This is a genomic window from Cupriavidus lacunae (assembly GCF_003353055.1).
Lineage (GTDB): Bacteria > Pseudomonadota > Gammaproteobacteria > Burkholderiales > Burkholderiaceae > Cupriavidus > Cupriavidus lacunae.
In genome coordinates this window covers 72132-96359 of the sequence record NZ_QKWJ01000026.1, presented here as the reverse complement: position 1 = coordinate 96359, position 24228 = coordinate 72132, and the positions used below count along the sequence as shown (strand labels likewise).

General features: G+C 67.6%; 24 protein-coding genes and 1 tRNA gene. 10 read left to right on the top strand and 15 right to left on the bottom strand.

Features of this window, described 5'->3' with window-relative positions:
• Nucleotides 1–162: 162 nt before the first annotated feature.
• Nucleotides 163–1056 carry a c-type cytochrome gene (locus DN412_RS20925; RefSeq protein WP_115213327.1) on the bottom strand — a complete coding sequence of 298 codons (894 nt, stop codon included), beginning with the start codon at nucleotides 1054–1056 and terminating at the stop codon, nucleotides 163–165.
• 464 nt (nucleotides 1057–1520) lie between these two features.
• On the opposite strand from DN412_RS20925, the gene DN412_RS20920 reads away from it, so the two are divergent.
• A tRNA-Arg gene (locus DN412_RS20920) sits at nucleotides 1521–1596 on the top strand.
• A gap of 497 nt (nucleotides 1597–2093) precedes the next feature.
• On the top strand, nucleotides 2094–2498 hold the full coding sequence (gene arfB, locus DN412_RS20910; protein ID WP_078198259.1) for an alternative ribosome rescue aminoacyl-tRNA hydrolase ArfB: 405 nt from the start codon (nucleotides 2094–2096) through the stop codon (nucleotides 2496–2498).
• A gap of 9 nt (nucleotides 2499–2507) precedes the next feature.
• Here the strand turns inward: arfB and htpX are convergent, their stop codons facing one another.
• Nucleotides 2508–3386 carry a protease HtpX gene (htpX, locus tag DN412_RS20905; protein WP_115213326.1) on the bottom strand — a complete coding sequence of 293 codons (879 nt, stop codon included), beginning with the start codon at nucleotides 3384–3386 and terminating at the stop codon, nucleotides 2508–2510.
• Nucleotides 3387–3510: 124 nt separating this feature from the next.
• Nucleotides 3511–3834: a hypothetical protein gene (locus DN412_RS20900; protein WP_115213325.1), complete on the bottom strand. Its 324-nt coding sequence runs from the start codon at nucleotides 3832–3834 to the stop codon at nucleotides 3511–3513.
• A gap of 222 nt (nucleotides 3835–4056) precedes the next feature.
• On the opposite strand from DN412_RS20900, the gene DN412_RS20895 reads away from it, so the two are divergent.
• The 4 genes from DN412_RS20895 to DN412_RS20885 all read left to right on the top strand — a co-directional run bounded on the left by DN412_RS20895 (nucleotide 4057) and on the right by DN412_RS20885 (nucleotide 6118).
• A complete protein-coding gene (locus DN412_RS20895; protein WP_115213324.1) occupies nucleotides 4057–4536 on the top strand; it encodes a Cd(II)/Pb(II)-responsive transcriptional regulator in 480 nt (159 codons plus the stop codon).
• Between the two features lie 156 nt (nucleotides 4537–4692).
• Nucleotides 4693–4863 carry a hypothetical protein gene (locus tag DN412_RS44060; protein ID WP_208647628.1) on the top strand — a complete coding sequence of 57 codons (171 nt, stop codon included), beginning with the start codon at nucleotides 4693–4695 and terminating at the stop codon, nucleotides 4861–4863.
• A 196-nt stretch (nucleotides 4864–5059) separates the two neighbouring features.
• The gene (rnk, locus tag DN412_RS20890) at nucleotides 5060–5479 is read left to right on the top strand and encodes a nucleoside diphosphate kinase regulator (RefSeq protein ID WP_115213323.1); all 420 of its coding nucleotides are present in this window, start codon (nucleotides 5060–5062) and stop codon (nucleotides 5477–5479) included.
• Between the two features lie 282 nt (nucleotides 5480–5761).
• Nucleotides 5762–6118 (top strand): hypothetical protein, encoded by a 357-nt coding sequence (locus DN412_RS20885; RefSeq protein ID WP_115213322.1) that lies wholly within the window; start codon nucleotides 5762–5764, stop codon nucleotides 6116–6118.
• 231 nt (nucleotides 6119–6349) lie between these two features.
• On the opposite strand, the gene ypfJ is transcribed toward DN412_RS20885, so the two are convergent.
• From ypfJ to gcl, 6 genes are all read right to left on the bottom strand, one after another.
• Complete coding sequence (gene ypfJ, locus DN412_RS20880; protein ID WP_115213321.1) at nucleotides 6350–7231, bottom strand: KPN_02809 family neutral zinc metallopeptidase; 882 nt, start codon at nucleotides 7229–7231, stop codon at nucleotides 6350–6352.
• Nucleotides 7232–7469: 238 nt separating this feature from the next.
• The gene (gene pyk / locus DN412_RS20875; protein WP_115213320.1) at nucleotides 7470–8933 is read right to left on the bottom strand and encodes a pyruvate kinase; all 1464 of its coding nucleotides are present in this window, start codon (nucleotides 8931–8933) and stop codon (nucleotides 7470–7472) included.
• Nucleotides 8934–9041: 108 nt separating this feature from the next.
• The gene (locus tag DN412_RS20870) at nucleotides 9042–10364 is read right to left on the bottom strand and encodes a glycerate kinase type-2 family protein (RefSeq protein ID WP_115213319.1); all 1323 of its coding nucleotides are present in this window, start codon (nucleotides 10362–10364) and stop codon (nucleotides 9042–9044) included.
• Between the two features lie 70 nt (nucleotides 10365–10434).
• Complete coding sequence (gene glxR / locus DN412_RS20865; RefSeq protein WP_078198250.1) at nucleotides 10435–11349, bottom strand: 2-hydroxy-3-oxopropionate reductase; 915 nt, start codon at nucleotides 11347–11349, stop codon at nucleotides 10435–10437.
• Nucleotides 11350–11406: 57 nt separating this feature from the next.
• Nucleotides 11407–12189, bottom strand: a complete 783-nt coding sequence (gene hyi, locus DN412_RS20860) for a hydroxypyruvate isomerase (RefSeq protein ID WP_078198249.1) — start codon at nucleotides 12187–12189, stop codon at nucleotides 11407–11409.
• A gap of 149 nt (nucleotides 12190–12338) precedes the next feature.
• Entirely contained in the window at nucleotides 12339–14123 is a 1785-nt protein-coding gene (gene gcl / locus DN412_RS20855) for a glyoxylate carboligase (RefSeq protein WP_115213318.1), read from the bottom strand.
• Nucleotides 14124–14464: 341 nt separating this feature from the next.
• On the opposite strand from gcl, the gene DN412_RS20850 reads away from it, so the two are divergent.
• A complete protein-coding gene (locus DN412_RS20850) occupies nucleotides 14465–15139 on the top strand; it encodes a hypothetical protein (RefSeq protein ID WP_244222719.1) in 675 nt (224 codons plus the stop codon).
• Between the two features lie 10 nt (nucleotides 15140–15149).
• Here DN412_RS20850 and DN412_RS20845 read toward each other — a convergent pair whose 3' ends face one another.
• Both DN412_RS20845 and DN412_RS20840 read right to left on the bottom strand, forming a co-directional pair.
• Nucleotides 15150–16361, bottom strand: coding sequence for a M20 aminoacylase family protein (locus DN412_RS20845; RefSeq protein ID WP_115213317.1), 1212 nt, complete (start codon nucleotides 16359–16361; stop codon nucleotides 15150–15152).
• Nucleotides 16362–16387: 26 nt separating this feature from the next.
• The gene (locus DN412_RS20840; protein WP_115213316.1) at nucleotides 16388–17695 is read right to left on the bottom strand and encodes an MFS transporter; all 1308 of its coding nucleotides are present in this window, start codon (nucleotides 17693–17695) and stop codon (nucleotides 16388–16390) included.
• A 331-nt stretch (nucleotides 17696–18026) separates the two neighbouring features.
• Between DN412_RS20840 and DN412_RS20835 the strand changes: the two genes are divergently transcribed.
• The 3 genes from DN412_RS20835 (at nucleotide 18027) to DN412_RS20825 (ending at nucleotide 20347) form a co-directional block, all read left to right on the top strand.
• Complete coding sequence (locus tag DN412_RS20835) at nucleotides 18027–18977, top strand: LysR family transcriptional regulator (RefSeq protein WP_115213333.1); 951 nt, start codon at nucleotides 18027–18029, stop codon at nucleotides 18975–18977.
• 63 nt (nucleotides 18978–19040) lie between these two features.
• Nucleotides 19041–19961 (top strand): LysR family transcriptional regulator, encoded by a 921-nt coding sequence (locus DN412_RS20830; RefSeq protein WP_078198243.1) that lies wholly within the window; start codon nucleotides 19041–19043, stop codon nucleotides 19959–19961.
• A gap of 17 nt (nucleotides 19962–19978) precedes the next feature.
• Nucleotides 19979–20347, top strand: a complete 369-nt coding sequence (locus DN412_RS20825) for a DUF2784 domain-containing protein (protein ID WP_115213315.1) — start codon at nucleotides 19979–19981, stop codon at nucleotides 20345–20347.
• 10 nt (nucleotides 20348–20357) lie between these two features.
• Here DN412_RS20825 and DN412_RS20820 read toward each other — a convergent pair whose 3' ends face one another.
• The 4 genes from DN412_RS20820 to DN412_RS20805 form a co-directional block, all read right to left on the bottom strand.
• Entirely contained in the window at nucleotides 20358–21194 is an 837-nt protein-coding gene (locus tag DN412_RS20820; protein ID WP_115213314.1) for a crotonase/enoyl-CoA hydratase family protein, read from the bottom strand.
• A 94-nt stretch (nucleotides 21195–21288) separates the two neighbouring features.
• Nucleotides 21289–22068, bottom strand: a complete 780-nt coding sequence (locus DN412_RS20815) for an enoyl-CoA hydratase-related protein (protein WP_115213313.1) — start codon at nucleotides 22066–22068, stop codon at nucleotides 21289–21291.
• 48 nt (nucleotides 22069–22116) lie between these two features.
• Nucleotides 22117–22920: an SDR family oxidoreductase gene (locus DN412_RS20810; RefSeq protein WP_115213312.1), complete on the bottom strand. Its 804-nt coding sequence runs from the start codon at nucleotides 22918–22920 to the stop codon at nucleotides 22117–22119.
• A gap of 569 nt (nucleotides 22921–23489) precedes the next feature.
• Nucleotides 23490–24182: a GntR family transcriptional regulator gene (locus tag DN412_RS20805; protein WP_115213311.1), complete on the bottom strand. Its 693-nt coding sequence runs from the start codon at nucleotides 24180–24182 to the stop codon at nucleotides 23490–23492.
• Between the last annotated feature and the right edge of the window lie 46 nt (nucleotides 24183–24228).

The following is a 24228-nucleotide window of genomic DNA, read 5'->3' as shown; positions in this document are numbered from 1 at the left end:
CCTTCAGACCCCGCCTCACGACGACGCCCTTGCGTTTCGCTAGTCCTTCGCCACCATCAGGCTGGACAGGGGACTTTCACCCCCAAGCTGTTGCGCATGCTCGGCACACCGAAAAAAAGCCCGCGCATATTGCGCGGGCTTTTTGGTTTGCAGCGGGCCGGCTTACTTGGCGGCGTTGGCCATGTAGTCCGCGGCGGCGAGCACGTCCGCATCCGGGCCGGCGTAGCCACCCTTGGGCGGCATCACGCCCTTGCCCTTGAGCGCAAAGTTGTGGACCGCGTCCATGCCTTCCTTCAGGCGCGGCGCCCACGCGGCCTTGTCGCCGAACTTGGGCGCACCGGCCACGCCCGCGGCATGGCAGGCCGCGCAGACTTGCTCGTAGACCTTCTTGCCGACATCCGCCGAGGCAGCTGCCGGGGCGGCCGGTGCCGCGGCGGCGGCAGGCGCCGGTGCTGCGGCGGCCGGAGCAGCCGGGGCCGGCGCGGCAGCAGCAGCCGGAGCGGCGGCTTCAGATGCGGCGGCAGTCGTCGGGGCGGCAGCGGCCGGTGCGGCCGGCTCGGGGAACTTGGCGCCGCCGGCGTCGGCCATGTAGACCACGGCGCGGGACAGTTCGTAATCGGTGTAGTCGTCCGGGGTGCTGCCGGCGCGCGGCGGCATGGCGCCCTTGCCGTTGAGCAATGACTTCACCAGGCCCTCAAAGCCCTGGCCGATACGCGCGCTCCAGTCGCCGGCGTTGCCGTACTTGGGCGCACCCGCCGCGCCGGTCGCGTGGCAGGCGGCGCAGATTTCCTTGTAGACCTGTTCGCCCGTCTTGAATACGCGCGGCGCGTTGGCATCCTTGATTTCGAGCGAGGCGACCGGCTTAATGCGGTCGTTGACGGCTTCCGCCGTAGTGACTGCACCGGCGCTTTCCGTGGAGCCGTGTCCGACAAAGTTGACCAGCAGGATGATCACGATGATCGGCACCAGGAACGCCGCGATCACGACTGCGATCAATTGCTTCGGGGTTTTGATGGGAGACTCGTGTTCGGGGTGTTCGTTGTGGACGTCGCTCATACAGAACTCTCAGTTTTGCAGGAAACCTTCTGGCCGCTTACGCTCGGCTTGCTTTTTCTGGCCCTGGTGTGGCCCTTCGCTGACCACTATCCGGCCCCATCCGGACCGCCCGCGCTCCCCTGCGGCCCTTGCCTGACTTGGGTCTGTTGCTATTTGCGTGCTTCGGACTGTCTCCCGGACCGGGCCCCGATTGTCACCCACAACCAGCCGCGCGGATTTGACCCCGGTCGACTCGTTGCGTCGACGGCGCGACGGGCACGATTTGACGCAAATAGCTGGCGATTATAGCGCCAAAGCCCCCCAGCCAGTGCCAAAAAGCGGCGGTTGCGAGACGTTCCCCTACGCCCGTGGAGGTCCCGCATGGACGGCGTCGGGCAAAAGCGGTATCCTATGCGACTTCTCTGCGGCAGCACTCGCCCGCCGCAACCGCTGTACCCGCAAAACCGGTTGCAAAACCGTCCTGTGCGCCCGTAGCTCAATGGATAGAGTACTGCCCTCCGAAGGCAGGGGTTGCTGGTTCGATCCCAGCCGGGCGCGCCAAATTTTCTCCGGAACATCAGTCCGTGTTGCCGTCGCACCGCCGCTAGCGGCCCCGGCCGACTCGCGGGCGTAGTCGAACGCAGCTACGCTCACCATCCAGGTCCGGCCCGGGATCGCTGTGCGTGATCGGCGTGGCGGGCACGACTGCCGGGGCCTGCCGGATCGTGCTGTTTTGTGTGTCGCCTTTCTGGACGCCGGACATGATGAACAAGGGGACGGCTTGCCTACTGCGATCCTTATCGACGGGCATTTTTCATCAAGCGCTTCCGGGCCATCGAGCCACCGAATGCCCATGACGCGCGTCGGGCAGCCGAGTGCGCACATCGGTGGGCGTGCGCGCATCTCGGCCCGCGTCGAAACGGCGGCGACAGGAACGGCGCGAGCTATACCGCATCTTTTTCTACGATTTCCCGCCATTGGCAAAGAAGATGCACAACCCGATCAGCAAGAAGGTAGTAGCGCGCAGCGGGCGCTGAGGCGCTTGCTATGATGCCGCCATGTCCGACGACCTCGTCATCCCCCATCACGAATACCTGATCACCGCGATCCGGGCGCAGGGTGCGGGCGGCCAGAACATCAACAAGGTGTCGAATGCCGTGCATCTGCGCTATGACGTGCGCGCGTCCTCGCTCGCGCCCGATCACCAGGAGCGCCTGCTGGCGCTGCATGACCACCGCATTACGCGCGATGGCGTGGTGGTGATCAAGGCGCAGCAGTTCCGCAGCCTGGACCAGAACCGCGACGAAGCGGTGCGGCGGCTGCACGAACTGGTGCGCAGCGTGGCCACGCCGCCGCGCGTGCGCCGGCCCACGCGGCCGACACGGGCGTCGCGCCAGCGCCGGCTGGAAAGCAAGAGCCAGCGCAGCCAGGTCAAGTCGCTGCGCGGCCGGGTATTCGACTGAGCCCTGGTATCAGCGCGCCGACTGCAGCGCGGCAATGCGCTGCTCGATCGGCGGGTGGCTCGAGAACAGCGCCATCCACGACTTGCCGCCGGCGATGCCCATTGCCTGCATGTTCTGCGGCAGTCCATCCGGCTCCAGGCCGCCCAGGCGGCGCAGCGCCGCCACCATCGGCGTGGGCGTGCCCATCATGCCGGCGGCGCCCGCATCGGCGCGGAACTCGCGCCTGCGCGAGAACCAGGCCACGATGATGCTGGCCAGGACGCCGAACACGACTTCGCAGACGATCACCGTGACCATGTAGCCGATCCCCGGGCCGCTCGATTCCTCGTCGTTCTTGCGCAGCATCGAGTCGACGAAGTAGCCGACCACGCGCGCCAGGAAGATGACGAAGGTGTTGACCACGCCCTGGATCAGCGTCAGCGTGACCATGTCGCCATTGGCCACGTGCGCGACCTCGTGCGCCAGCACGGCCTCCACTTCTTCATGGGACATCGATTGCAGCAAGCCGGTGGATACCGCCACCAGCGAGCTGTTCTTGGTCGCGCCGGTGGCGAAGGCATTGGGTTCGCCCTCGTAGATGGCCACTTCCGGCATCGGCAGGCCGGCGCGCTGCGCCAGCTTCTCGACGGTCTGCACCAGCCACAGCTCGGTGCTGGTGCCGGGATGCGTGATGACCTGCGCCCCGGTCGACCACTTGGCGATGGTCTTGGACATCAGCAACGAGATAAAGGCGCCGCCGAAGCCCATCAGCGCGGCGAATGCCAGCAGCATGCCCAGGTTCAGCCCGTTGGCAGTCAGGTAGCGGTTCACCCCCAGCACGCTGGCGGTGATGCTGAGGACAAGCATGACGGCGAGGTTAGTCGCCAGGAAAAGCAGTACGCGTTTCATGTGTGTGGAGCCGTGGTGTGTAGAGCGGGTACAGCAAGGATGCGGACGAGCCGCAGGCGCGCGCAGCGCGCACAGGCGCGGCACGCAGGAACAGGCGGGCGCGGTCGGGCCGCGCCGGTGGGAATCAGGCGCGCGGCGGGCGTGGCAGCCGTGGCAGGTCGGGTTCGGGCAGCGGGGCGCCGGCATAGCGCGGCGGCCCGGCGCGGCCGGCCCAGGCGGCCAGGCGCAGGGGGGATGCCGGCAGCAGTTGCTCGGCCAGGTCGGCGCCGGGCTGCCACTGCGGCTCGGCGGACTCGGAAGCCGGCGACGGATTGCCCGCTGCGGCGGTTTCGACCGCGTCGTCGCCGCCGATGGCGGCTGCAGGCGCGGGCGGGACTTCACCGGTGCTCGCCGCGGCGTGCGCGAATGCGGCCGCCCAGCCCGGCAGGGGCAGGAAGGCCAGCATCATGACCAGCAGGAGTAGCCGGAGGGAGCGCACGAACGGGGAAGGTTTTAATCGGTAGAAGTCGAAGGAATTCTACAGGATGCGGCCTGGCGCGGGCGCCGCCCGCAACGGCGTCGCGCCCGGAATTCGTGCCGCGTCCGTCACTCCTGCAAGAAGCATGAGACTGGCCTACACTATGGGTAACCCTGTAGTAGTTACAGGGTATAAGGTGAAGGACCAAACACCATGCGCATCGGCGAACTCTCCCGTACCAGCGGCTGCGACGTCGAGACCATCCGCTATTACGAACGCGAAGGGCTGCTCGACGCGCCCCGGCGCGAGGCCAACGGCTATCGCCGCTACGATGACGGCCACCTGGTGCAACTGAATTTCGTGCGCCACTGCCGCTCGCTCGGCATGAGCCTGTCGGACGTGCGGCGGCTGCGCGAGTTCGAGCGCAACCCGTCGCGTGACTGTGACGGCATCAACACATTGCTGGACCGCCAGATCGCCCAGATCCACGCCCAGCGCCTGGCGCTGGAGGCGCTGGAAGGGCAGTTACGCGCGCTGCGCGAGACCTGCCGCCACCACCAGCCCGCCAGCGAGTGCGGCATCCTCCAGAACCTGCAGCAGGCCGCCGCAGGCGCCGCGTGCGAATGCCACGCCGGCACGCATGAAGCGGTGCATGACGCGGCACATGAAGCCGGCCATGCCACCAACGGGTGACGCCAGCGTGCGCACCGCTGTGCTACGATGATTGTTCCCGGATCCGCACCAGCACGGTGCACAGACCGGGCGGCAGCGAAGCTTGTGAGCGATGACTTACCTGCTTTGCCAGTGCAGTGAACCCTCCGCTGCCCTAATCCTACTTTCCGCATGACCATGACTGATCGCCTGACGCCGATGCCCGACGCGCCTGCCCGCCTGATGCGGGCTGGCCGCGCGCACGCGTTCGCGGTCGCCACGGCCAGCCGCCTGCCCCAGCGCGCCACGCGCGCGATGTCTCCCCGCCGGATCAGCGCACCGCCTGATTCCGCCCGGTTCCCAGCCTGATTTGTCTCCCAAAGCGGGGCCCGGGCCGAACCGGGCCCGAGCCAGCGATTCCGTTGTTGCCGGCAATCGCCGCAAGGCGTTCGCCGATCCGTTGATGTCCGCGCCGCTGCGCGGCATGCCAACCTGCAAGACCTGACCGCCGCCGCCTGCCATGTTGGCCGGGCCGCGCCAACCCATGACTGCCGGAGGACCCGCCATGACGGCCACCAAGACCAATACCGTTTCCCTGTACCTGACCGAACTCGACGTCACCCGCCTGGAGCGCATCGCCAGCCGCGCCGGCTCGGCGCAGCTCGAGGATATGCTCGACAGCCTGCTGGCGCGCGCCACCATCGTCGCGCCCGAAGAGATCCCCACCAATGTGGTCACCATGAACACCCGCGTGGTGTGCACCCTGCCGGGCGAGCAGGCCCCGCGCAACTGGACGCTGGTGTACCCCGACGCGGCGGACTTCGATGCCGGCCGCCTGTCGGTGCTGTCGCCGGTGGGGCAGGCGCTGCTGGGCACACGCGCCGGGCAGACCGTCAGCTACCGCCTGCCCGATGGCCGCGAGCAGCAGGTAAGTGTGCTCGAGATCGCCTTCCAGCCGGAAGCAAGCGGCCAGTACACCCTTTGATCCGGCGCTGATCTGGCGCTGATCCCGCCCCGGCGCGTGCCGCCGGGGCCACGCACGCGCGTCCCGCGCGGCGTGTTACCGGCGATCCGTGGACACCATTCATCGGCAAGCCAGTCGTTTCACGACTAGCAACGCACCATTCGTCGCAGCGGTATTTCTGCTTGCGTGGACTGTGACTAATCTTCAGTCCGTGCTCGTATCGCAACATAGATTGCAGAGCGGCCGGAGTCTCTTCCCGGTCCATACAAGAAAGCAAGACGAAATCAGTTGAAGGAGTCCCAAATGATCGCCAGACGTATCCTTGGCGGCGCGCTCGTGTTCGCGGCGGTAGCCGCGTCCGCTGCGGCGTTGGCTGCCCCCGCTGCTGCCAGCAAGGTTGGCAAGTTTGATGTGTATGCCGACGCGCTGCGGGTCGGCAAGTACGACGTATATACGGACGGCGCCAAGCAAGGCAAGTTCGATACGTACACTGACGGCGCCCGCGCCGGCCGCTTCGACCCGTACTCGGAAGGTTCGCGCCGCGACGGCAAGTTCGACAGCTTCAGCGAAGGCGCGCATAGCTTCACGGGTGAAATTGCCGATCGCGCGCTCGACAACTCGCGTACGGGTGACGGCTCGCTGTACGGCTATCGCGTCTGATCCCCAGGGTCTTCCTGAAGACCCCAGGCGGCCACTACGGTGGCCGCAAGTTTTCTCTCCCGCCTGCCCGGCCGACCTCCTCCTCCTTCTCTCTTCGCCTGGCAGGCGTTTTTCTCTTCCGTCGGCTCGTGGCCGCATCAGCGCGCAGGCATGCGCTTCATGCCGAAGGCGGCTGTGTGGCTGCGGTATCGTGCGCGCGATTGCCGCATGCAGCAGGGGTGGAGCCCGCGGTCACAGGTCGCGCGAGGCGAAGGTGTCGCACTTGCGGATATCGCCGGACTCGATGCCGCGGCGCAGCCAGCGCACGCGCTGCTCGCTGGAGCCATGGGTAAAGGCTTCCGGCACGACATAGCCCTGCGACTGGCGCTGCAGCCGGTCGTCGCCGATCGCGGCGGCGGCCTTCAGGCCTTCTTCGACGTCGCCGGGCTCCAGCAGTTGCTGGTTGGCACGCTGCGCGGTGGCGGCCCAGACACCGGCCAGGCAGTCGGCCTGCAGCTCCATGCGCACTGACAACTGGTTGGCCTGCGCTTCGCCCATGCGGCGGCGCGCGCTGTCGACCTTGTCCGATACGCCCAGCAGTTTCTGCACATGGTGGCCGATCTCGTGCGCGATCACATACGCCTGGGCAAAGTCGCCGCCAGCGCCGAAGCGCTGGCGCAATTCGTCATAGAAGGCCAGGTCGATATAGACCTTCTGGTCGCCGGGGCAATAGAACGGGCCCATCGCCGACTGGCCGGTGCCGCAGGCCGTGGGCGTGGCGCCGGAGAACAGCACCAGCGTGGGCGGCGCATAGCGGCGGTTCAGCTGGGTTTCAAAGATGTGCTGCCAGGTGCGCTCGGTATTGCCCAGCACCTTGCGCGTGAACACGGTCATGTGGTCCGTCGCCGGCGGGCGGTTCACCTGCTGATGTTGCTGCTGCTGCGGGCCGGAGCCCTGCAGCACCGAGGCGCCCTGCATGATCAGCGTCGGGTCGATGCCGAAGAAATAGGACGCCGCCAGCGCAATGACGATGGTGCCGATGCCGATGGTCTTCGGCCCGGCGCCGAACCCGCCGCCGAATCCGCCGCGGCGGTCTTCAACGTTCTGGCTTTCGGCTTCGTCATCTAGGCGCATGGGGGCTCCGGGATAGGGGGTGTTTGACTGGGAGGAGGTGGCAATCAGTATAGCAATCCGGGGATTGGTGCTGCTTCCGCCATCAGCCAGGCACATCCAGGCGCACAATAAAAAAGACACCACCCACTTACCCTGGAGAGGGGCAACGCAGGCGGTGTGCGGCAAAACAAAGAAACCGGGTTTGCACCCGGTTCCGTCATGACCTGAACGTCCCGGGACGGGAACGCAAGCAGCGCTGTCAGGCCAAGGCAGCCTCACGCGCAGCCGGTGCGGCTGCCGCCGCGCTGGCACCCACTTCGGCCACGCGCAACAGGTTGGTGGTCCCGCCTTGCCCGAACGGCATGCCCGCGGCAATGGTGATCTGGTCGCCCGGTGCGGCATAGCCTTCGGCCACCGCCGCGCGCGTGGCGGCTTCGACCATTTCATCCACGCTCTGCACATCCGGGCTCACGGTGGAGTGGATGCCCCACGCAATCGCCAGGCGGCGCGCAATTTCCAGGTTGGGCGTGATGCTGACGATCGGTGCGCACGGCCGCTCGCGCGCGGCGCGCAGTGCGGTGGCGCCCGAGGACGTGTAGGTCACCGTCGCCGCGGCGCCGATGATCTGCGTGACCTCGCGCAGCGCCGCGCAGATCGCATCCTGGCGCGTGTTCAGCGGGGTCTCATGCTGGGCGTCGAGCAGGTTGCGGTAGAGCGGGTCGCGTTCGACCTCGGTGACGATGCGGTTCATCATCGACACCGCCGGCACCGGGTAACGACCATTGGCCGATTCGGCCGACAGCATCACCGCATCGGCGCCTTCGTAGATGGCGCTGGCCACGTCCGACGCTTCGGCGCGGGTCGGCACCGGCGAGTCGATCATCGATTCCAGCATCTGCGTGGCAATCACCACCGGCTTGCCGAGCTGGCGGCACACGCGCAGGATGCGCTTCTGCACGCCGGGCACGCGCTCGGGCGGCAGTTCCACGCCGAGGTCGCCGCGCGCCACCATCACGGAATCGGACACGCGCACGATCTCTTCGAGCTGCTGCAGCGCGGCCGGCTTTTCGATCTTGGACAGGATGCCGGCACGGGTGCCGACGATCTCGCGCGCTTCCACGATATCGGACGGGCGCTGCACGAACGACAGGCCGATCCAGTCCGCACCAAGCGCCAGCGCGAAGTCCAGGTCCTTGCGGTCCTTCGCGGTCAGCGCAGGGATGGGGATCACGGCGTCGGGCACGTTCACGCCCTTGCGGTCCGACAGCGTGCCGTTGTTGACCACGCGCGTGGTGATGGTGCCGGTGGTTACGGCTTCGATCGACAGGCGCACCTTGCCGTCGTCGATCAGCAGCGACTGGCCCGGCTGCGCGGCGGCGAACAGTTCGGGATGCGGCAGGTAGACGCGGGTGCCGTCGCCCGGCGTGGGATCGCTGTCGAGCACGAACACATCGCCCGCGCGTACCGCGACCTTGCCCGCGGCGAAGGTGCCGATGCGCAGCTTCGGGCCCTGCAGGTCGGCCAGGATCGCGATCGGGCGGCCGGTCTCGGCCTCGATCTTGCGCACGGCGTCGTAGCGCGCGCGGTGGTCTTCGTGCGTGCCGTGGCTGAAGTTGAGCCGGAACACGTCGGCGCCCGCCTCGAACAGTTCGCGGATCACCGCGATGTCGGTGCTTGCGGGTCCAAGCGTGGCAACGATCTTCGCTTTGCGCTGGCGTCTCATGATGTCTCCTCTTCCATTCTCGGACGGCGCGCCACGTGGCGCGCCGGGTAATGCTGTTCAGGTCAACTACAGGTTCGGTACGACGGTACTGCGCTGGCTACTGCGGGCTTACACGATCAGGATCGCCCGGAAGTCATTCACGTTGGTGCGCGTCGGGCCGGTGACGATCAGGTCGTCGACGCCGGCAAAGAAGCCATAGCCGTCGTTGTTGTCCAGGTGCGCGCGCGCCGACAGGCCGCGCGCGGTGGCGCGGGTCAGCGTGTCGGGCGACAGCATCGCGCCGGCGTTGTCCTCGGAGCCGTCGATGCCGTCGGTGTCGCAGGCGATCGCGTGCACGCCGGCCAGCCCGTCGAGCGCCACCGCCAGCGACAGCAGGAACTCGGCATTGCGTCCGCCACGGCCCTTGCCGCGCACGGTCACGGTGGTCTCGCCGCCGGACAGGATCACGCAGGGCTTGCTGAAGGGCTGCCCGCGCTGCGCAACCTGGCGCGCGATGGCGGCGTGCACTTCGGCCACTTCGCGCGCTTCGCCTTCGATGCAGTCGGACAAGATGTGGGCCTCGTAGCCCAGTTCACGCGCACGCGCGGCGGCCGCTTCCAGCGATTGCTGCGCAGTGGCCAGCGTCACGTTGCGGTGGCCGTCGAAGCGGGTATCGCCGGGCTTGGGCGTTTCGCCCGCGCCGCTTTCCAGGTGGGCGCGCACGTTGGCGGGGACTTCAATGCCGTACTTGGCGATGACGGCCAGCGCGTCGGCGCAGGTGGTCGCGTCGGGCAGCGTCGGGCCGCTTGCGATCAGAGTCGGGTCATCGCCGGGAATATCGGAGATCAGCAGCGTCTCGACGCGTGCCGGGGCGCAATGCAGCGCCAGGCGGCCGCCCTTGAGGGCCGACAGGTGCTTGCGCACGCAGTTCATCTCGCCGATGCTCGCGCCGCTCTTGAGCAGCGCTTTGTTGATGGCCTGCTTGTCGGCCAGCGTCAGGCCGGGCGCGGGCGCGGCCAGCAGGGCCGAGCCGCCGCCGGAGATCAGGCACAGCACCAGGTCGTCGGTGGTGAGGCCCTGTACCAGTTCCACCATGCGCTGCGCGGCGCGCTGGCCGGCTTCGTCGGGAACGGGGTGGGCGGCTTCCACCACTTCAATGCGCTTGCAGTCGGCACCGTGGCCGTAGCGTGTCACCACCAGGCCCGACAGCTCGCCTTGCCAGTTCGCTTCCACGGCCTGCGCCATCGCCGCGGCGGCCTTGCCGGCACCGATCACCACGGTGCGGCCCTTGGGCGGCGCGGGCAGGTGCGGCGGCAGGCAGTGGCTGGCGCTGACGGAAGCGACCGCGGTATCGAACAGGTCGCGCAGCAGCGCGCGCGGGTTGCGCTGTTCAGGTTGAGCTGCCGCGCGCTGGGGCGACAGCAGGGCGACTTGGGGTTCGGTGGCGAGCATGAAGAATCCTGGTACTGACTGACGGCGAAAGCGTGTCGTCCCCGCGGGGCGGGGACGACTGGGGTACTGCTTACTTGGCGATCTGGTGGTTGGACATGATCTCGATCGCGCGGCACAGGGCCGAGTGGTCCTGCTTGCCCAGGCCGTTGGCTGCGCAGGTGTTGAACAGCTCCTGCGCGGTAGCGGTGTTGGGCAGGGCCACGCCCAGCGCCTTGGCACCCTGCAGCGCCAGGTTCAGGTCCTTCTGGTGCAGCTCGATGCGGAAGCCCGGGTCGAAGGTGCGCTTGACCATCCGCTCGCCGTGCACTTCCAGGATGCGCGAGGCGGCGAAGCCGCCCATCAGCGCCTGGCGCACCTTGGCCGGATCGGCGCCGGCCTTGGAGGCGAACAGCAGGGCTTCGGACACGGCCTGGATATTCAGCGCGACGATGATCTGGTTGGCCACCTTGGTGGTCTGGCCGTCGCCGTTGCCACCGACCAGCGTGACGTTCTTGCCCATCAGGTCGAACAGCGGCTTGACCTGGTCATAGGCTTCCTGCGGGCCGCCGACCATGATGGTAAGCGTTGCGGCCTTGGCACCCACTTCACCGCCCGATACCGGCGCGTCCAGGTACGAAGCGCCCAGCTTGTTGATGCGCGCGGCGAAGTCCTTGGTGGCGATCGGCGAGATCGAGCTCATGTCGACCACGATCTTGCTGTGGCTGGCTTCCTTGCCGGCAGCCTTGAACGCGGCGGCCACGCCCTTCTCGCTGAACAGCACGGCTTCCACGTGCGGGGTGTCCGGCACCATGATGACGATGATGTCGGCACGCTTGGCGACTTCCTCGGCGCTGGTGCAGACGGTCACGCCTGCATCGACCAGCGCTTGCGGAGCCGGATTGACGTCATGCACGAACAGCGTGTGGCCGGCGGCGCGCAGGTGGCCCGCCATCGGTGCGCCCATGATGCCCAGGCCGATGAAGCCGACGTTGCGTTGGTTTGCCATATTGATGTCTCCTTGAATGAGCTTAGGTCTGTCTTGGTTGGCGTAGGTGGTAACCGGTTACTGCACGCCGTGCTCGGCGCGCCAGCCCAGGCCGGCTTCGGTCGTGGTCTTCGGCTTGTACTCGCAGCCAATCCAGCCGTTGTAGCCGATCTCGTCCAGGAACTTGAACAGGAAGTGGTAGTTCAGCTCACCCGTGCCCGGTTCGTTGCGGCCCGGGTTGTCGGCCAGCTGCACATGCTTGATCTTCGGCAGGTTGGCCTTGATGGTGGCGGCGATTTCGCCTTCCATCCGCTGCATGTGATAGATGTCGTACTGCACGTACAGGTTGGGCGCGTTGACCTGGTTGATCAGGTCCAGCGCCTGCTGCGTGCGCGACAGGAAGAAGCCGGGGATGTCGAAGGTGTTGATCGGCTCGATGAGCAGGTCGATATGCTCGGCGGCCAGCGCGCTGGCGGCGAAGCGCAGGTTTTCCACCAGCGTTTCCTGCGCCTGCTCGCGCTTGACGTTCTGCGGCTGGATGCCGACCAGGCAGTTCAGCTGGCGCACGCCCAGCACCTTGGCGTACTTGATGGCCTCGCCCACGCCGTCCTGGAATTCGCCGACGCGGTCCGGGTGGCAGGCAATGCCGCGCTCGCCCGCGTCCCACTTGCCAGCGGGCAGGTTGTGCAGCACCAGGTCCAGCTGGAAGCGGTTCAGGCGGTCAGCGATCTGGTCCGCGTGGAACGCATACGGGAAGAGGAATTCCACCCCGCGGAAGCCCGCGCGCGCGGCGGCTTCGAAGCGGTCGAGAAAACCCACTTCGTTGAACAGCATGGTCAGGTTGGCCGCAAGTTTAGTCATGAGTCTCTCCGGTTTAATTGTGTTGTCGCTCCGCCGGTGCGGAGCCTTTACTGCGGTAATGCGGTGCGGTAATGCGGTACAGCGATAAGGCGGGGGCGCTGGATTCGCGCGGGCCGTAGCCCGCGCGTTCCATGTTGGAATGGTGTTGCTTACGCCGTTTCCACTTCTTCCTTCAGGATCGCTTCCTCGATGTCCTCGAGGTCTTCGATCGGCTCGAACTCGTTGACGTTGTCGATCTCGGTGCCCATCGCGATATTGGTCACGCGCTCCAGGATCACCTCGACCACCACCGGTACCGAGAACTCGGCCATCAGGTCGCGCGCTTCGGCGAAGGCCGGAGCGATGTCTTCCGGCTTGAACACGCGGATCGCCTTGCAGCCCAGGCCCTCGACCACCTTGACGTGGTCCACGCCGTAGCCGTTCAGTTCAGGGGCGTTGACGTTGTCGAAGGCCAGCTGGACGCAGTAGTCCATCTCGAAGTTGCGCTGCGCCTGGCGGATCAGGCCGAGGTAGGAGTTGTTCACCACCACGTGGATGTACGGCACCTTGAACTGCGCGGCCACGGCCAGCTCTTCGATCATGAACTGGAAGTCGTAGTCGCCCGAGATCGCCACCACGTCGGAGTCCGGCGAAGCAGTCTTCACGCCGATCGCGGCCGGGATGGTCCAGCCCAGCGGGCCGGCCTGGCCGCAGTTGATCCAGTGGCGCGGCTCATTTACCGACAGGAACTGCGCCGCGGCGATCTGCGACAGGCCGATGGTGCTGACATAACGCACGTCGCGCGGGAAGTACTGGTTCATCTCGCGGTACACGCGCTGCGGCTTGACCGGCACGTTGTCGAAGTCGCTCTTGCGCTGCATGGTGCGGCGGCGCTTCTGCACGTCGGCCACCCACGAATTGCGGCACGGCAGGCGGCCGGCCATCTTCATTTCGCGGGCGACTTCGACGAACAGTTCCAGCGCGGCCTTGGCGTCGGAAACGATGCCCAGGTCCGGGCCGAACACGCGGCCGATCTGGGTGGGCTCGATATCGACGTGCACGAACTTGCGGCCCTTGGTGTAGACGTCGACGCTGCCGGTGTGGCGGTTGGCCCAGCGGTTGCCGATGCCCATCACGAAGTCCGAAGCCAGCAGCGTGGCGTTGCCGTAGCGGTGCGAGGTCTGCAGGCCGACCATGCCGGCTTGCAGCGGGTGGTCGTCGGCCAGCACGCCCCAGCCCATCAGGGTCGGCACCACCGGCACATTGACCAGTTCGGCAAACTCGACCAGCAGTTCCGACGCGTCAGCGTTGATCACGCCGCCGCCGCACACGATCAGCGGGCGCTCGGCCGCGTTCAGCATCGAGATGGCCTTCTCGATCTGGGCACGCGAGGCAGCCGGCTTGTACGGCTGCAGCGACTGGTAGGTGTCGATATCGAATTCGATCTCTGCCACCTGCACGTCGAACGGCAGGTCGATCAGCACCGGACCCGGGCGGCCCGAACGCATGATGTGGAACGCCTGCTGGAACACTTGCGGCACCAGGGCCGGCTCGCGCACGGTCACGGCCCACTTGGTCACGGGCTTGGCGATCGATTCGATATCGACGGCCTGGAAGTCTTCCTTGTACAGGCGGGCGCGCGGGGCCTGGCCGGTAATGCAGAGGATGGGGATCGAATCCGCCCAGGCCGAGTACAGGCCGGTGATCATGTCGGTGCCGGCGGGGCCCGAGGTACCGACGCAGACGCCGATATTGCCGGGTTCGGCACGAGTGTAGCCTTCGGCCATGTGCGAGGCGCCTTCGACGTGGCGGGCCAGCACGTGGTTGATGTTGCCCGACTTGCGCATCGCCGAGTAGAACGGGTTGATGGCCGCGCCGGGCACGCCGAACGCCGTAGTCACGCCTTCCTTCTCCAGCACGGCGATTGCCGCGTCGATTGCTCTCATCTTTGCCATGATCTTGTCTCCGGTAATGGTGGGAATTTCGTTGGAGTCGATCCTATTCCCGCAAGCGGGTTGGGATAAACAGAAGGGAGATCAGTTGATTCGATACCTGGGGTATGCAATTTCGCCTTGGAAGTCTGATCGGACGGTTGGCGGGCGTACGCCGGGGTACGCAATTGGGTATATGGTGTGACGGTACGGGCATGCAGCGCAGCGGTGGGTACGGGCCGGCGCACCCGCACCGGCCGGTGATCCGCCGTTGCGCGGTGCGGCAAAATGGCGGGATTCCTCGCCATCCGGGCCGACCATGTATTCCAGGCTGCCGTCCACCTACGAACTGCTTGAAGCGCTCAATGCGCCCGCGCCGCGCGCGCCCCCCCGCTGCCGCCCCGGCGCCGGCCGGACGCCTTGGGCGTGTCCTGTGGGTGGGCTTTATCGCCGCGCTGCTGGCGACCCTGCTGAGCGGCGCGGCCCTGGCTGTCTGGCGGCTGTGGCTGAAGCATCCGGCACCGCCGTGGCCGCTGCGCACGTTCGAGGCGCTGCTGGCCCTGTCGGCCGCCTGCTATGTAGGTACGGGACTGGCGCACTCTGGCACCGCGCTGTCCAGGCTGCGCAACCCGCTGCGCTGGCAGGCGGCAGAGATCGACCGCCAGCGCGCGGCCGAAGACGCGCTGCTGCGGCAACTCGCGCGCATCCCGCCGGCGCAGCTGGCAGCGCGGCAGCGGCGCGTGGCGCTGCAACTGCGGCTATGGGAGGGGGCGGCGCGCACCGTCGGGCTGCTGCTGGCACTGGCGCCCGCCGCCGCGGTGCTGGCCAGCGCCTGGCGCACGCTGCCGCTTGCGCAGCAGATGGTGCCGATGCTGCTGTTGGGCTATGGGGTGATGCTGGTCGCCGGTGGCGCCAGCTACCTGTACCTGCACGTGCAGTGCAGTCGGCCGTTGCGGCGGCTGGCATATGTGCTGGGCGAGGCCGCGCAGATGAATGCCGAGCTCGACGCGCGCCGGGGCGCAGGGCCCCGGCTAGCGTGATCAGGCGTAATCACGCCGCCAGATAGGTCTGCACCAGCCGCAGCCAGGCCGCCGCGCCCAACGGCAGCACCGCGTCGTTGAAGTCGTAGCCAGGGTTGTGCACCATGCAGCCGCCGAATTCGCCTTCGCCGTTGCCCAGGATCAGGTAGCAGCCGGGCACGGCGTTCAGCATCCACGCAAAGTCCTCGCTGCCGTTGAGTCCCTTCGGCGCCTGCGTGACCACGTTGCCGGCGCCGACCAGCTCGGTGCAGACACGCTGCGCCAGCAGCGTTTCGGCCTCGGCGTTGACCATCGGCGGCGTCAGCTGGCGGTAGTCGATCTGGGCTTCCACGCCATGCGCCTGCGCGGTCAGCGCGACGATCTCGCGGATGCGCTGCTCGACCAGTGCGCGCGTGTCGGGCCGCGCGGCGCGCACGTTGAGGCCCAGCGTCACGGTTTCCGGGATCACGTTGTGCGTGGCGCCGCCGCGGATAAAGCCGACCGATACCACCGCGCTGTCATCCGGCGCGACATTGCGCGCGACCACGGTCTGCAGCGCGGTGACGATGGCCGCCGCCGCCGCGATCGGGTCGCGCGCGCGATGCGGCATCGCGCCGTGCCCGCCCACGCCGCGCACGGTAACGTCGGCCACGTCCGACGACAGGCTTACCGGTCCCGGCAGCACGCGGAAGGAACCCGCTGGCACGCCCGGCATGTTGTGCAGCGCAAAGATCGCATCGCACGGGAAGCGCTCGAACAACCCATCCTCGATCATCGCGCGCGCGCCGCACAGGTTCTCTTCGTCAGGCTGAAAGATCAGGTTGAGCGTGCCGTCGAAGTCAGGCTTGTCGGCGATCGCCCTGGCCGCGGCCAGAAGAATCGCGGTATGGCCGTCGTGGCCGCATGCGTGCATCTTGCCAGGCACGCGGCTGGCGTAGGGCAGGCCGGTGGCTTCGACGATCGGCAGCGCATCCATGTCGGCGCGGATGCCGAGGCGCCGTGTGCCGCTGCCGTGCCTGAGCTGCCCCACCACGCCGCTCTTGCCTATGCCGGTGTGCACCTCGTATCCCCATTCGGCCAGCAGTGTCGCCACCAGTTTGCTGGTTGCGCCCACTTCGAAGCCCAGCTCGGGCTGCGCGTGGATCTGGCGGCGGATGCCGACGAAGGTGTCGGCGTCGATGCCGATGGCGGGCAGCAGGTGCGGCAGGTACTGGAATGGCTTGAGTGTCGGTGCGCGGGTCATGGGTCGGTTCTCCGGAATGGTTGGCTTCAATGGGCGCGGGTTTCGCGGATGCGCAAGACGGCCAGCAGCGTGATCACGCCGCACACCAGCATGTAGAGGGCTGGCGACATCGGATTGCCGGTACGCGCCAGCATCCAGGTCACGATGAACTGCGACGAGCCGCCGAACACGGTCACGCCCACGCTGTAGATCACTGACAGGCCGCTGGCACGCACGCCGGCGGGCAGCGTTTCAAGCATCATCAGGAACATCGGCGTGGTGCCCAGGTTGACCAGCGCGGTCAACAGCGCCGACACGCACAGCACCAGCGGCATGCTCGGATAGGCATTGATCAGCAAGAAAGCCGGATACACCGCCAGCATGCTGAGCACCAGTGAGGCCACCACCAGCGGCTTGCGCGCGGTGAGCCGGTCGGCCAGGCGGCCGGCAAACAGTGACACCCCAGTCAGCGTCAGCCCGGTGACGCAGCCGGACAGGAATGACAGCGACGCCGGCATATGTAGCACGCGGATCATGTAGGTGGGCATGAAGAACACCACCAGGTACATGGTGGCCGTGCCCGCGGTGGTCGCCAGGATGCCCTTGAGCACGGTGGCCCAATGGTTGCGGAACAGCTCGCCGAGCGGGCTCGGCGCGTGGGCATCGGCCTGGTGGGTTTCATCGAGATGTGCGCGGATATACAGCCCCACGGGCGCGATCAGCAGGCCAACCAGGAAAGGCAGGCGCCAGCCCCAGCTTTCCAGCGATGCGGTGGGCAGCATGGCATACAGCGTGGCGCCGGTCAGCGCGCCCAGCAACGCCGAGATGCCCTGGCTGCCGAGCTGCCAGCTCACGCGCCAGCCGCGGCCCTTGACGCCGCCTGCCTCCATCAGCATCGCGGTGGATGCGCCGATCTCGCCACCGAGCGAGAAGCCCTGCAGCAGCCGGCCGGCCAGGATCATCAGCGAGCCGAAGATGCCGGCCGACGCATACGGCGGCGCCAGTGCGATGCACAGCGTGCCCGCCACCATCAGGCCGATGGTCAGCGTCATCGCCGACTTGCGTCCGCGCCGGTCAGCGTAGCTGCCGATCATCACGCCGCCGAGCGGGCGCATGACGAAGCCGATGCCGAAGGTGGCCACCGCCAGCAGCAGCGAGCCATAGGCGCTGTCGGAGGGAAAGAACAACTTGCCGATCAGCAGCGAGAAGAAGCTGTAGACGGTGAAGTCGAACATCTCCAGCGCATTGCCCAGCGAGCACGCCGCGATCAGGCGGAACTGGCTTTGCGTGCGGGGGGCGCTGGCGGCGGCGGCGGCAGCGGCGGTGGCGGGTGTCGCGAGGGTGGCGTCGTTCATGCAGGGTCTCCACGAACTGGTGGGGGCGGCACGCGCGGCGGGCTGGTGTATCCAGGTCCCGACGAGAAGGTTCGCGTGGCAGTCAGGTTGGCAACCTGTGGCGCTGAGTATTCAGGCAAACGGACCGGGACAAAAAATCATATATTTTCATCCTGATAACCAGATCGAATCACCGTCATAACTGGTGCAGTCCCGGTATCGGGAAAACTACTCAAGGTGGCCGGCAAACCTTGGCGGGCGCGGGGTGGACCGTGGCTGTGCGCGATGCAGCGCCCGGGCTGCCCCGCGCCGGGGCATGGCGCACGGCAACCTGGAACAGGAAGCGGAAACGATGAAACTGCATCAACTGCGGGTCCTGCTGACCGTGGCCGAGCACGGCAGCATCCACGAAGCGGCGCGCGCGCTGCACATCTCGCAGCCGGCGCTGTCCAAGGCGATCGCAGAGCTGGAGCGCGAACTGGGCGTCACGCTGCTGTCGCGCTCGGTGCGCGGCGTCAGCCTGACCGCATATGGGCTGGCGCTGGTCAAGCGCGCCAGCGTGGTCGAGCAGGAACTGCGACATGCGCTGGAAGACATCGAATCGATCCGAGGCCATGCCGAGGCCGAGCTGAACATCGGCTTCACCGCGGTGGCCTCGAGCGGCCCGCTGCCCGCGGCCATGGCGGCGTTTCGGCAGCGCTTCCCGAACGTGGCGCTGCGCGCCTTCGAATTGCGCCCGCAGCAGATCCAGGAAGGCCTGCGCGAAGGGCGGCTGGACCTGGGGCTGATTTCCACCAACAGTGGCCCGGGCTCGGCCTCGCTGCAATGGGAGCCGCTGTTCTCGGTTGGCATGAAGCTGGCGGTGCGCGCCGGGCACCCGCTGCGGCGCGCGCGACGGCTGCGGCCGCTGCAGGACGCCGACTGGCTGGTGCTGGATCCGGTCGACGATGCCGGCAGCCCGCTGGCCAGCCTGATGAGGCTGCACCGGATGGAAATGCCGCGCCGGGTGGTGCAGAGCGCGTCGAACCTGCTCGGGCTGCAACTGGCCACCCGTACTGATCTGATCAGCATGTGGTCGGACTTCGTCTTCCATGGCACCGGCGGCCCGCTGCAGCTCGCCAGCGACCAGTTGGTACCGCTGCCGATCCAGGACGAGTTGCCGGATTTCCACGTATTCCTGGTCTATCGCTCAGTCGACCTGATGACGCACGTATGTGCGGAATTCAGCCGGGAAGTGCGGCATTGTGCCCTCGAGCGCCGCGACGCACCGCTCGCCATGCGCCGGGCCCGATCCGCGTCATAAGCGCCGCCCGGATGCCAAGGCGGCGCCGATGCCGCACAATGGCGCCCGGGAGACGAATATCCGATGGACAAACTCAAGCAAATCGAAGCCTTTATCGCCGTGGTGGAGCACGGCAGCATGGCGGCCGCGGCGCTCACGCAGAATGTGACGCCGGTGATGATCGGCCGCCGCATCAACGCGCTCGAAGCCCGCATCGGCGTCAAGCTGCTGCACCGGTCCACGCGCCGCATCGCCGTGACCGAGCAGGGCGCGGTGTTCATGGAGCAGTGCAAGAAGGCGCTGGCGGACCTGGACCGCGCCGAGATGCTGATCGCCGAAGGCAAGCACAAGGCCACCGGCCACCTGATCGTGTCGGCGCCGGCAGCGTTCGGGCGCAAGCACGTGGCGCCGCACGCGCCGGTGTTCCTGGCGGCCAACCCGGAAGTGCAGATTTCCTTCAACCTGACCGACCGCGTGGTCGACCTGGTGCGCGAAGGCTATGACGTGGGCATCCGCATCGGCGGCGCCATCGACCCGAACTTTGTCGCGATCAAGCTGGCGTCGAACAAGCGCGTGGTGTGCGGCACGCCGGCCTACTTTGCCAAGCACGGCGTACCGCAGACGCTGGACGACCTGGCCCAGCACAACTGCCTGGCGTTCAACCTGCAGGGCGGCCAGCAGCGCGGCTGGTACTTCAGCCAGAACGGCAAGGCCGTGACTGTGCGCGTCAACGGCAACCTCGACTGCAACGACGGCGAACTGCTGCACCGCTGGACCGGCGAGGGCCTGGGCCTGGGCTGGCGCTCGACCTGGGAAATCCTGCCGCAGCTGGAGAGCGGCGAGCTGATCACGGTGCTCGACGAATACGCGCTGCCTGCCTACGACATCCTTGCCGTGTACCCGCAGCAGCGTCCGGTGCCGGCCAAGATCCGTTTCTTCATCGAGCACCTGAAGGCGCAGTTCGCGCGGCCGGGCTACTGGATGGACACGGCGGGCGGCAACTGAGGCCGCTGCCGGGCGCGATGCCGATCACAGCCTGGCTGGCCGACCTGGTGGTCATCGCGCACGGGTTGTTTATCGTGTTCGTGGTCGCGGGCGGCCTGCTGGTGCTGCGCTGGCCGCGGGTCGCATGGCTGCACCTGCCCGCGGCAGTATGGGGCGTGCTGGTCGAATGGTCCGGCTGGGTCTGTCCGCTGACGCCGCTGGAAAACATGCTGCGCCAGGCCGCGGGGCAGGCGGGCTATAGCGGCGGTTTTGTCGAGCGCTACCTGTTGCCGATGATCTATCCGGCGGGACTTACGTCCGCGGTCCAGCTGTGGCTCGGCGCGGTGGTGCTGGTGGTCAACGTGGCGGTCTATGCGCTGTGGTGGCGCCGCTGGCGCCACCACTGAGCGCGTTGCTTCAGCCAGCCGGCTCGAAGCGCGGCGCGCGCTTCTGCATATTGGCCAGCACCGCCTCGCGCTGGTTGGGCGAGCCGACCAGCCGGTCCTGCTCGTCGGACTCGGCCTGCAGGATGGCGGCATTGTCGCCGCGCTCCACCACCGCCATCAGGCGCTTGGCCGCGCGGATTGCGTGCGGGTTCTTCTGCGCCACCTGGCGCGCGGCTTCCAGTGCCGCTGCGCGCGGGTCATCCGCCAGGTAAGTGCCCAGGCCCAGCTCGCAGGCTTCGGTGCCGCTCAGCACGCGCGCGCTGTAGATCAGCTCGCGCAGCACGTCGGGGCGCACCAGGCCGCGCGTGAGCACCATGCCGGCCATGTCGGGCACCAGCCCCCACTTCAGCTCCATGACCGACAGCCTGGTATCGGGCGCGACGTAGCGCACATCCGCGCCCAGCGCCACCTGCAGCCCGCCGCCGAAGGCCACGCCGTGCACTGCGGCGAATACCGGCACAGGCAGTTCGCGCCATACCATGCAGGCGTATTGCGGGCGATTGGAAATGCCGTTGGTGCGCTTGCCGAGGCGGCCGGCGCCGATGCTGTCATTGTGGGATTCACTGCCACCGTCCGACAACATGCCCGCCATGCGGCCCATGTCCAGCCCCGCGCAGAACGCGCGGCCTTCGCCGGACAGCACCACGGCGCGCAGGTCGGGCATGCGCGCCAGTTGCTCGCCGGTCTCGATCAGGGCGTCGAACATGGCCTGGTCGAGCGCGTTCATCTTGTCGGGCCGGTTCAGGCGGACATCGGCGACGCCGCCTTCGATCGTGACGAGGATACGTTCGTTGCTGCTGGCGCTCATGCGCTGGCTCCTTGGGATGCGGGTTCTATGTTTGATGGCGATGCGCCAGTGCGTCGACAAAGACCGCGTCGTCGTGCACCAGCGCGCCGCGCGCTCAGCGGCCCTTGAACTGCGGCTTGCGCTTCTCGATGAAGGCGGCCACGCCTTCCTTGCAGTCTTCGCTGCGGCTGGCGCGCGACTGCAGCGTGGCTTCCACTTCGAGCTGCGCGGCCAGGTCGTTGTCGAAGCTCTGGTTGAGCGCTTCCTTGATCATGCCGTAGGCCATGGTCGGCATCGTGGCCAGGTGGCGGGCCAGCTTGCCGGCCTCGTCCTGCAGCGCGTCGTCGGCGTGGACCTTCCACACCAGGCCGATGCGCTGGGCTTCCTCGGCATCGATCTTCTCGGCCAGGATGGCCAGCGCGCGGGCGCGCATCTCGCCGGCATAGCGCGGCACGAAGTAGGTACTGCCGGCGTCAGGGATCAGGCCGATCTTGGAGAATGCCTGCAGGAAGCTGGCCGAGCGCCCCGCCAGCACCACATCGCCCGCCAGCGCCAGGCTCATGCCGGCACCGGCGGCCACGCCGTTGACCGCGGTGATGACCGGCTTGGGCATCTGGCGCAGCATCATGATGAGGGGGTGGTAGCGCTCGCGCAGCAGCGTGCCGGAATCGGTGATGCCATCCTTGCCGCGGGCGGCCAGGTCGGCGCCGGCGCAGAAGCCACGGCCCGCGCCGGTCAGCAGCACGGCGCGCACGCTGGCGTCGCCGGCGGCGCGTTCCACGCCTTCGCGCAGGTCGCGCATCAGGTCGCCGTTCATCGCGTTGAGCACGTCAGGGCGGTTCAGGGTCAGCGTGGCCACGCCTTCGCTGGCTTGATAGAGGACGGATGCGGTCATGGTGGGTCTCCTTGTTGCTTGGTCGTTGTGCGGTGCGGGTGCGGAAACTTACTGCGGCGTCTTCAGCGCGTCGGCCGAGGCGTCGCCCAGCTTGCTGCCGCCGTCGCAGTCGAGGATGGTGCCGGTGACGTAGTGCGCGTTGTCGCTGCTCAGGTACATCGCGGCATCGGCGATATCGTCCTTGGTGCCGTAATCGCGCAGCGCCAGGCGGCCCTTGTAGCGGGCCTCCATCTCGGGCGTGGGCGCCAGCCGCGCCATGCCTTCGGTGTCGGCGATGGGGCCGGGCGAGATGCCGTTCACGCGCACGCCGGCCGGGCCCCATTCCATTGCCAGGCACTTGATCAGCATGTTGATGCCGGCCTTGGCGGCGCAGGCATGGGCCTGGAACATCATGGCGTTGACCGCCTGCGGCGCGGTGATCGCGATCAGCGACGCACCCGGCTTGCTCAGATGGTCGAAGCTGGCGCGGAATACGTTGAAGGTGCCGAGCAGGTCGATATCGACCACGGTCTTGAAGGCATTGGCCGACATGCCCACCACCGGCGCCAGGAAGTTGCCCGCGGCGCCCGAGATCACCACGTCGATCGGACCCAGTTCGTCCCGGGCGCGCGCAAAGGCCGCTTCCACGGCGGCGTAGTCGCGCACATCGGCGGCCATGCCGATGGCGGTGCCGCCGGCCGCGGTGATGGTGTCGGCGGCGGCCTGGATGCGCTCGGCGGTGCGGCTGATCAGCACCAGCCCGGCGCCGGCGCGCGCGAAGCCGTGCGCGATGCCGAGGTTGATGCCGGACGAGGCGCCGGCGACGAATACGGTCTTGCCGGCGAAGGCGTCGGGGCGGAAGGCACTGGACATGGGAAATCCTCTCGATCGATGGTCAGGCGATGCGGGCCGCGATCCGGCAGGCCGGACTGCGGCGGGGCGAAATGCAGGGGAGGGCTAGCGCCGGCGGCGTGGCCGCACGGCAGGTATCGCGCGATGGCGCATGACGGTCTCCATGTTTCTGTTCTGGTGCGCGTCCGCCCGGATGCTGCGGCGCCGGCCCCTGGCTTGGGCCTCCGGCATCCTAACCGGAAGCCGGGATTCGATTTCGCGTTATTGGCGGCAATGCCGGGCGAAGCGGGCACAACAATCGGGTGCGCCGTGATCGCCGCCGGGCGCTGCAAATAGCTGGCGGGAAAGGGAAAACGGATGCCGGACGGCGTCGCGGCCAAGGCTGGGCAGGGCGCCATTCCGCGGCGCAAAACCCAGTCCTCAGAAAAAAGAAAGCCCGCACACCGTTGCAGCGTGCGGGCAGCCTGCCGACGATGAGGTGCCGGAAGGCGGAGTGCTCATGAAGTGCGCCCCCGCATCTTCATGGCGGGGTCCAGTGTGCGCGTGGGCCGCAGGTAGCGCTTTGACTCACGTCAAGCGGGGGCAGGACACTATGCCAGCAGCGCTGTAACCAGGTCCTTGCCGCGCGACACCGGCGGGGTTTCCTCGAAATGCAGCGCGCCTTCCACATGGCCCAGGTGATCCACCATCAGCGCGACGGCGCGCTCGACATCGCCGGCACGGGCGGCCTCGATGAATTCGCGATGCTCGTCCGACGAGCAGGCCGCGTCGCGGCGCGACTGGTACAGCATGGTGATGACCGCGCTGCGCGCCGACAGCTCGCGCATCATCTCGGTCAGCACGCCGTTGCCGACCACCTCGGCCAGCACGATATGGAAGTCGCCCAGCAGCCGCGTGCGCACCTGGGCATCGCTGCCCGCCAGCGACTTGCGCTCGGCCGCCAGGTGGCGGTCGATGCGCTTGTAGTCGGCGGCGGTGGCCTTGGCCACGAACTCGCGCGCCAGCGCCGCCTCCAGGATGCGGCGCACCGCGAAGACCTCGCGCGCCTCTTCGGCGCTGGGCTTGGCCACGAAGGCACCCTTGTCCGGCACGATCTGGATGACTTTGTCCTTGGACAGCATCAGCAGCGCCGCGCGCACCTTGGTGCGGCTGACACGGTAGACACTGGCCAGGGCCTCCTCGCGCAGCTTGGTGCCGGGCGGCAGGCGATGCGAAACGATGGCCGCGACAATGTCTTCGGCGATCGCTTCGGCGGTCATGTCAGGATCGATATGGTCAGGCATGGCAGCGCACTTGCGCAGAGGCTGCGCGGTTGGGGAAATGCGTAAT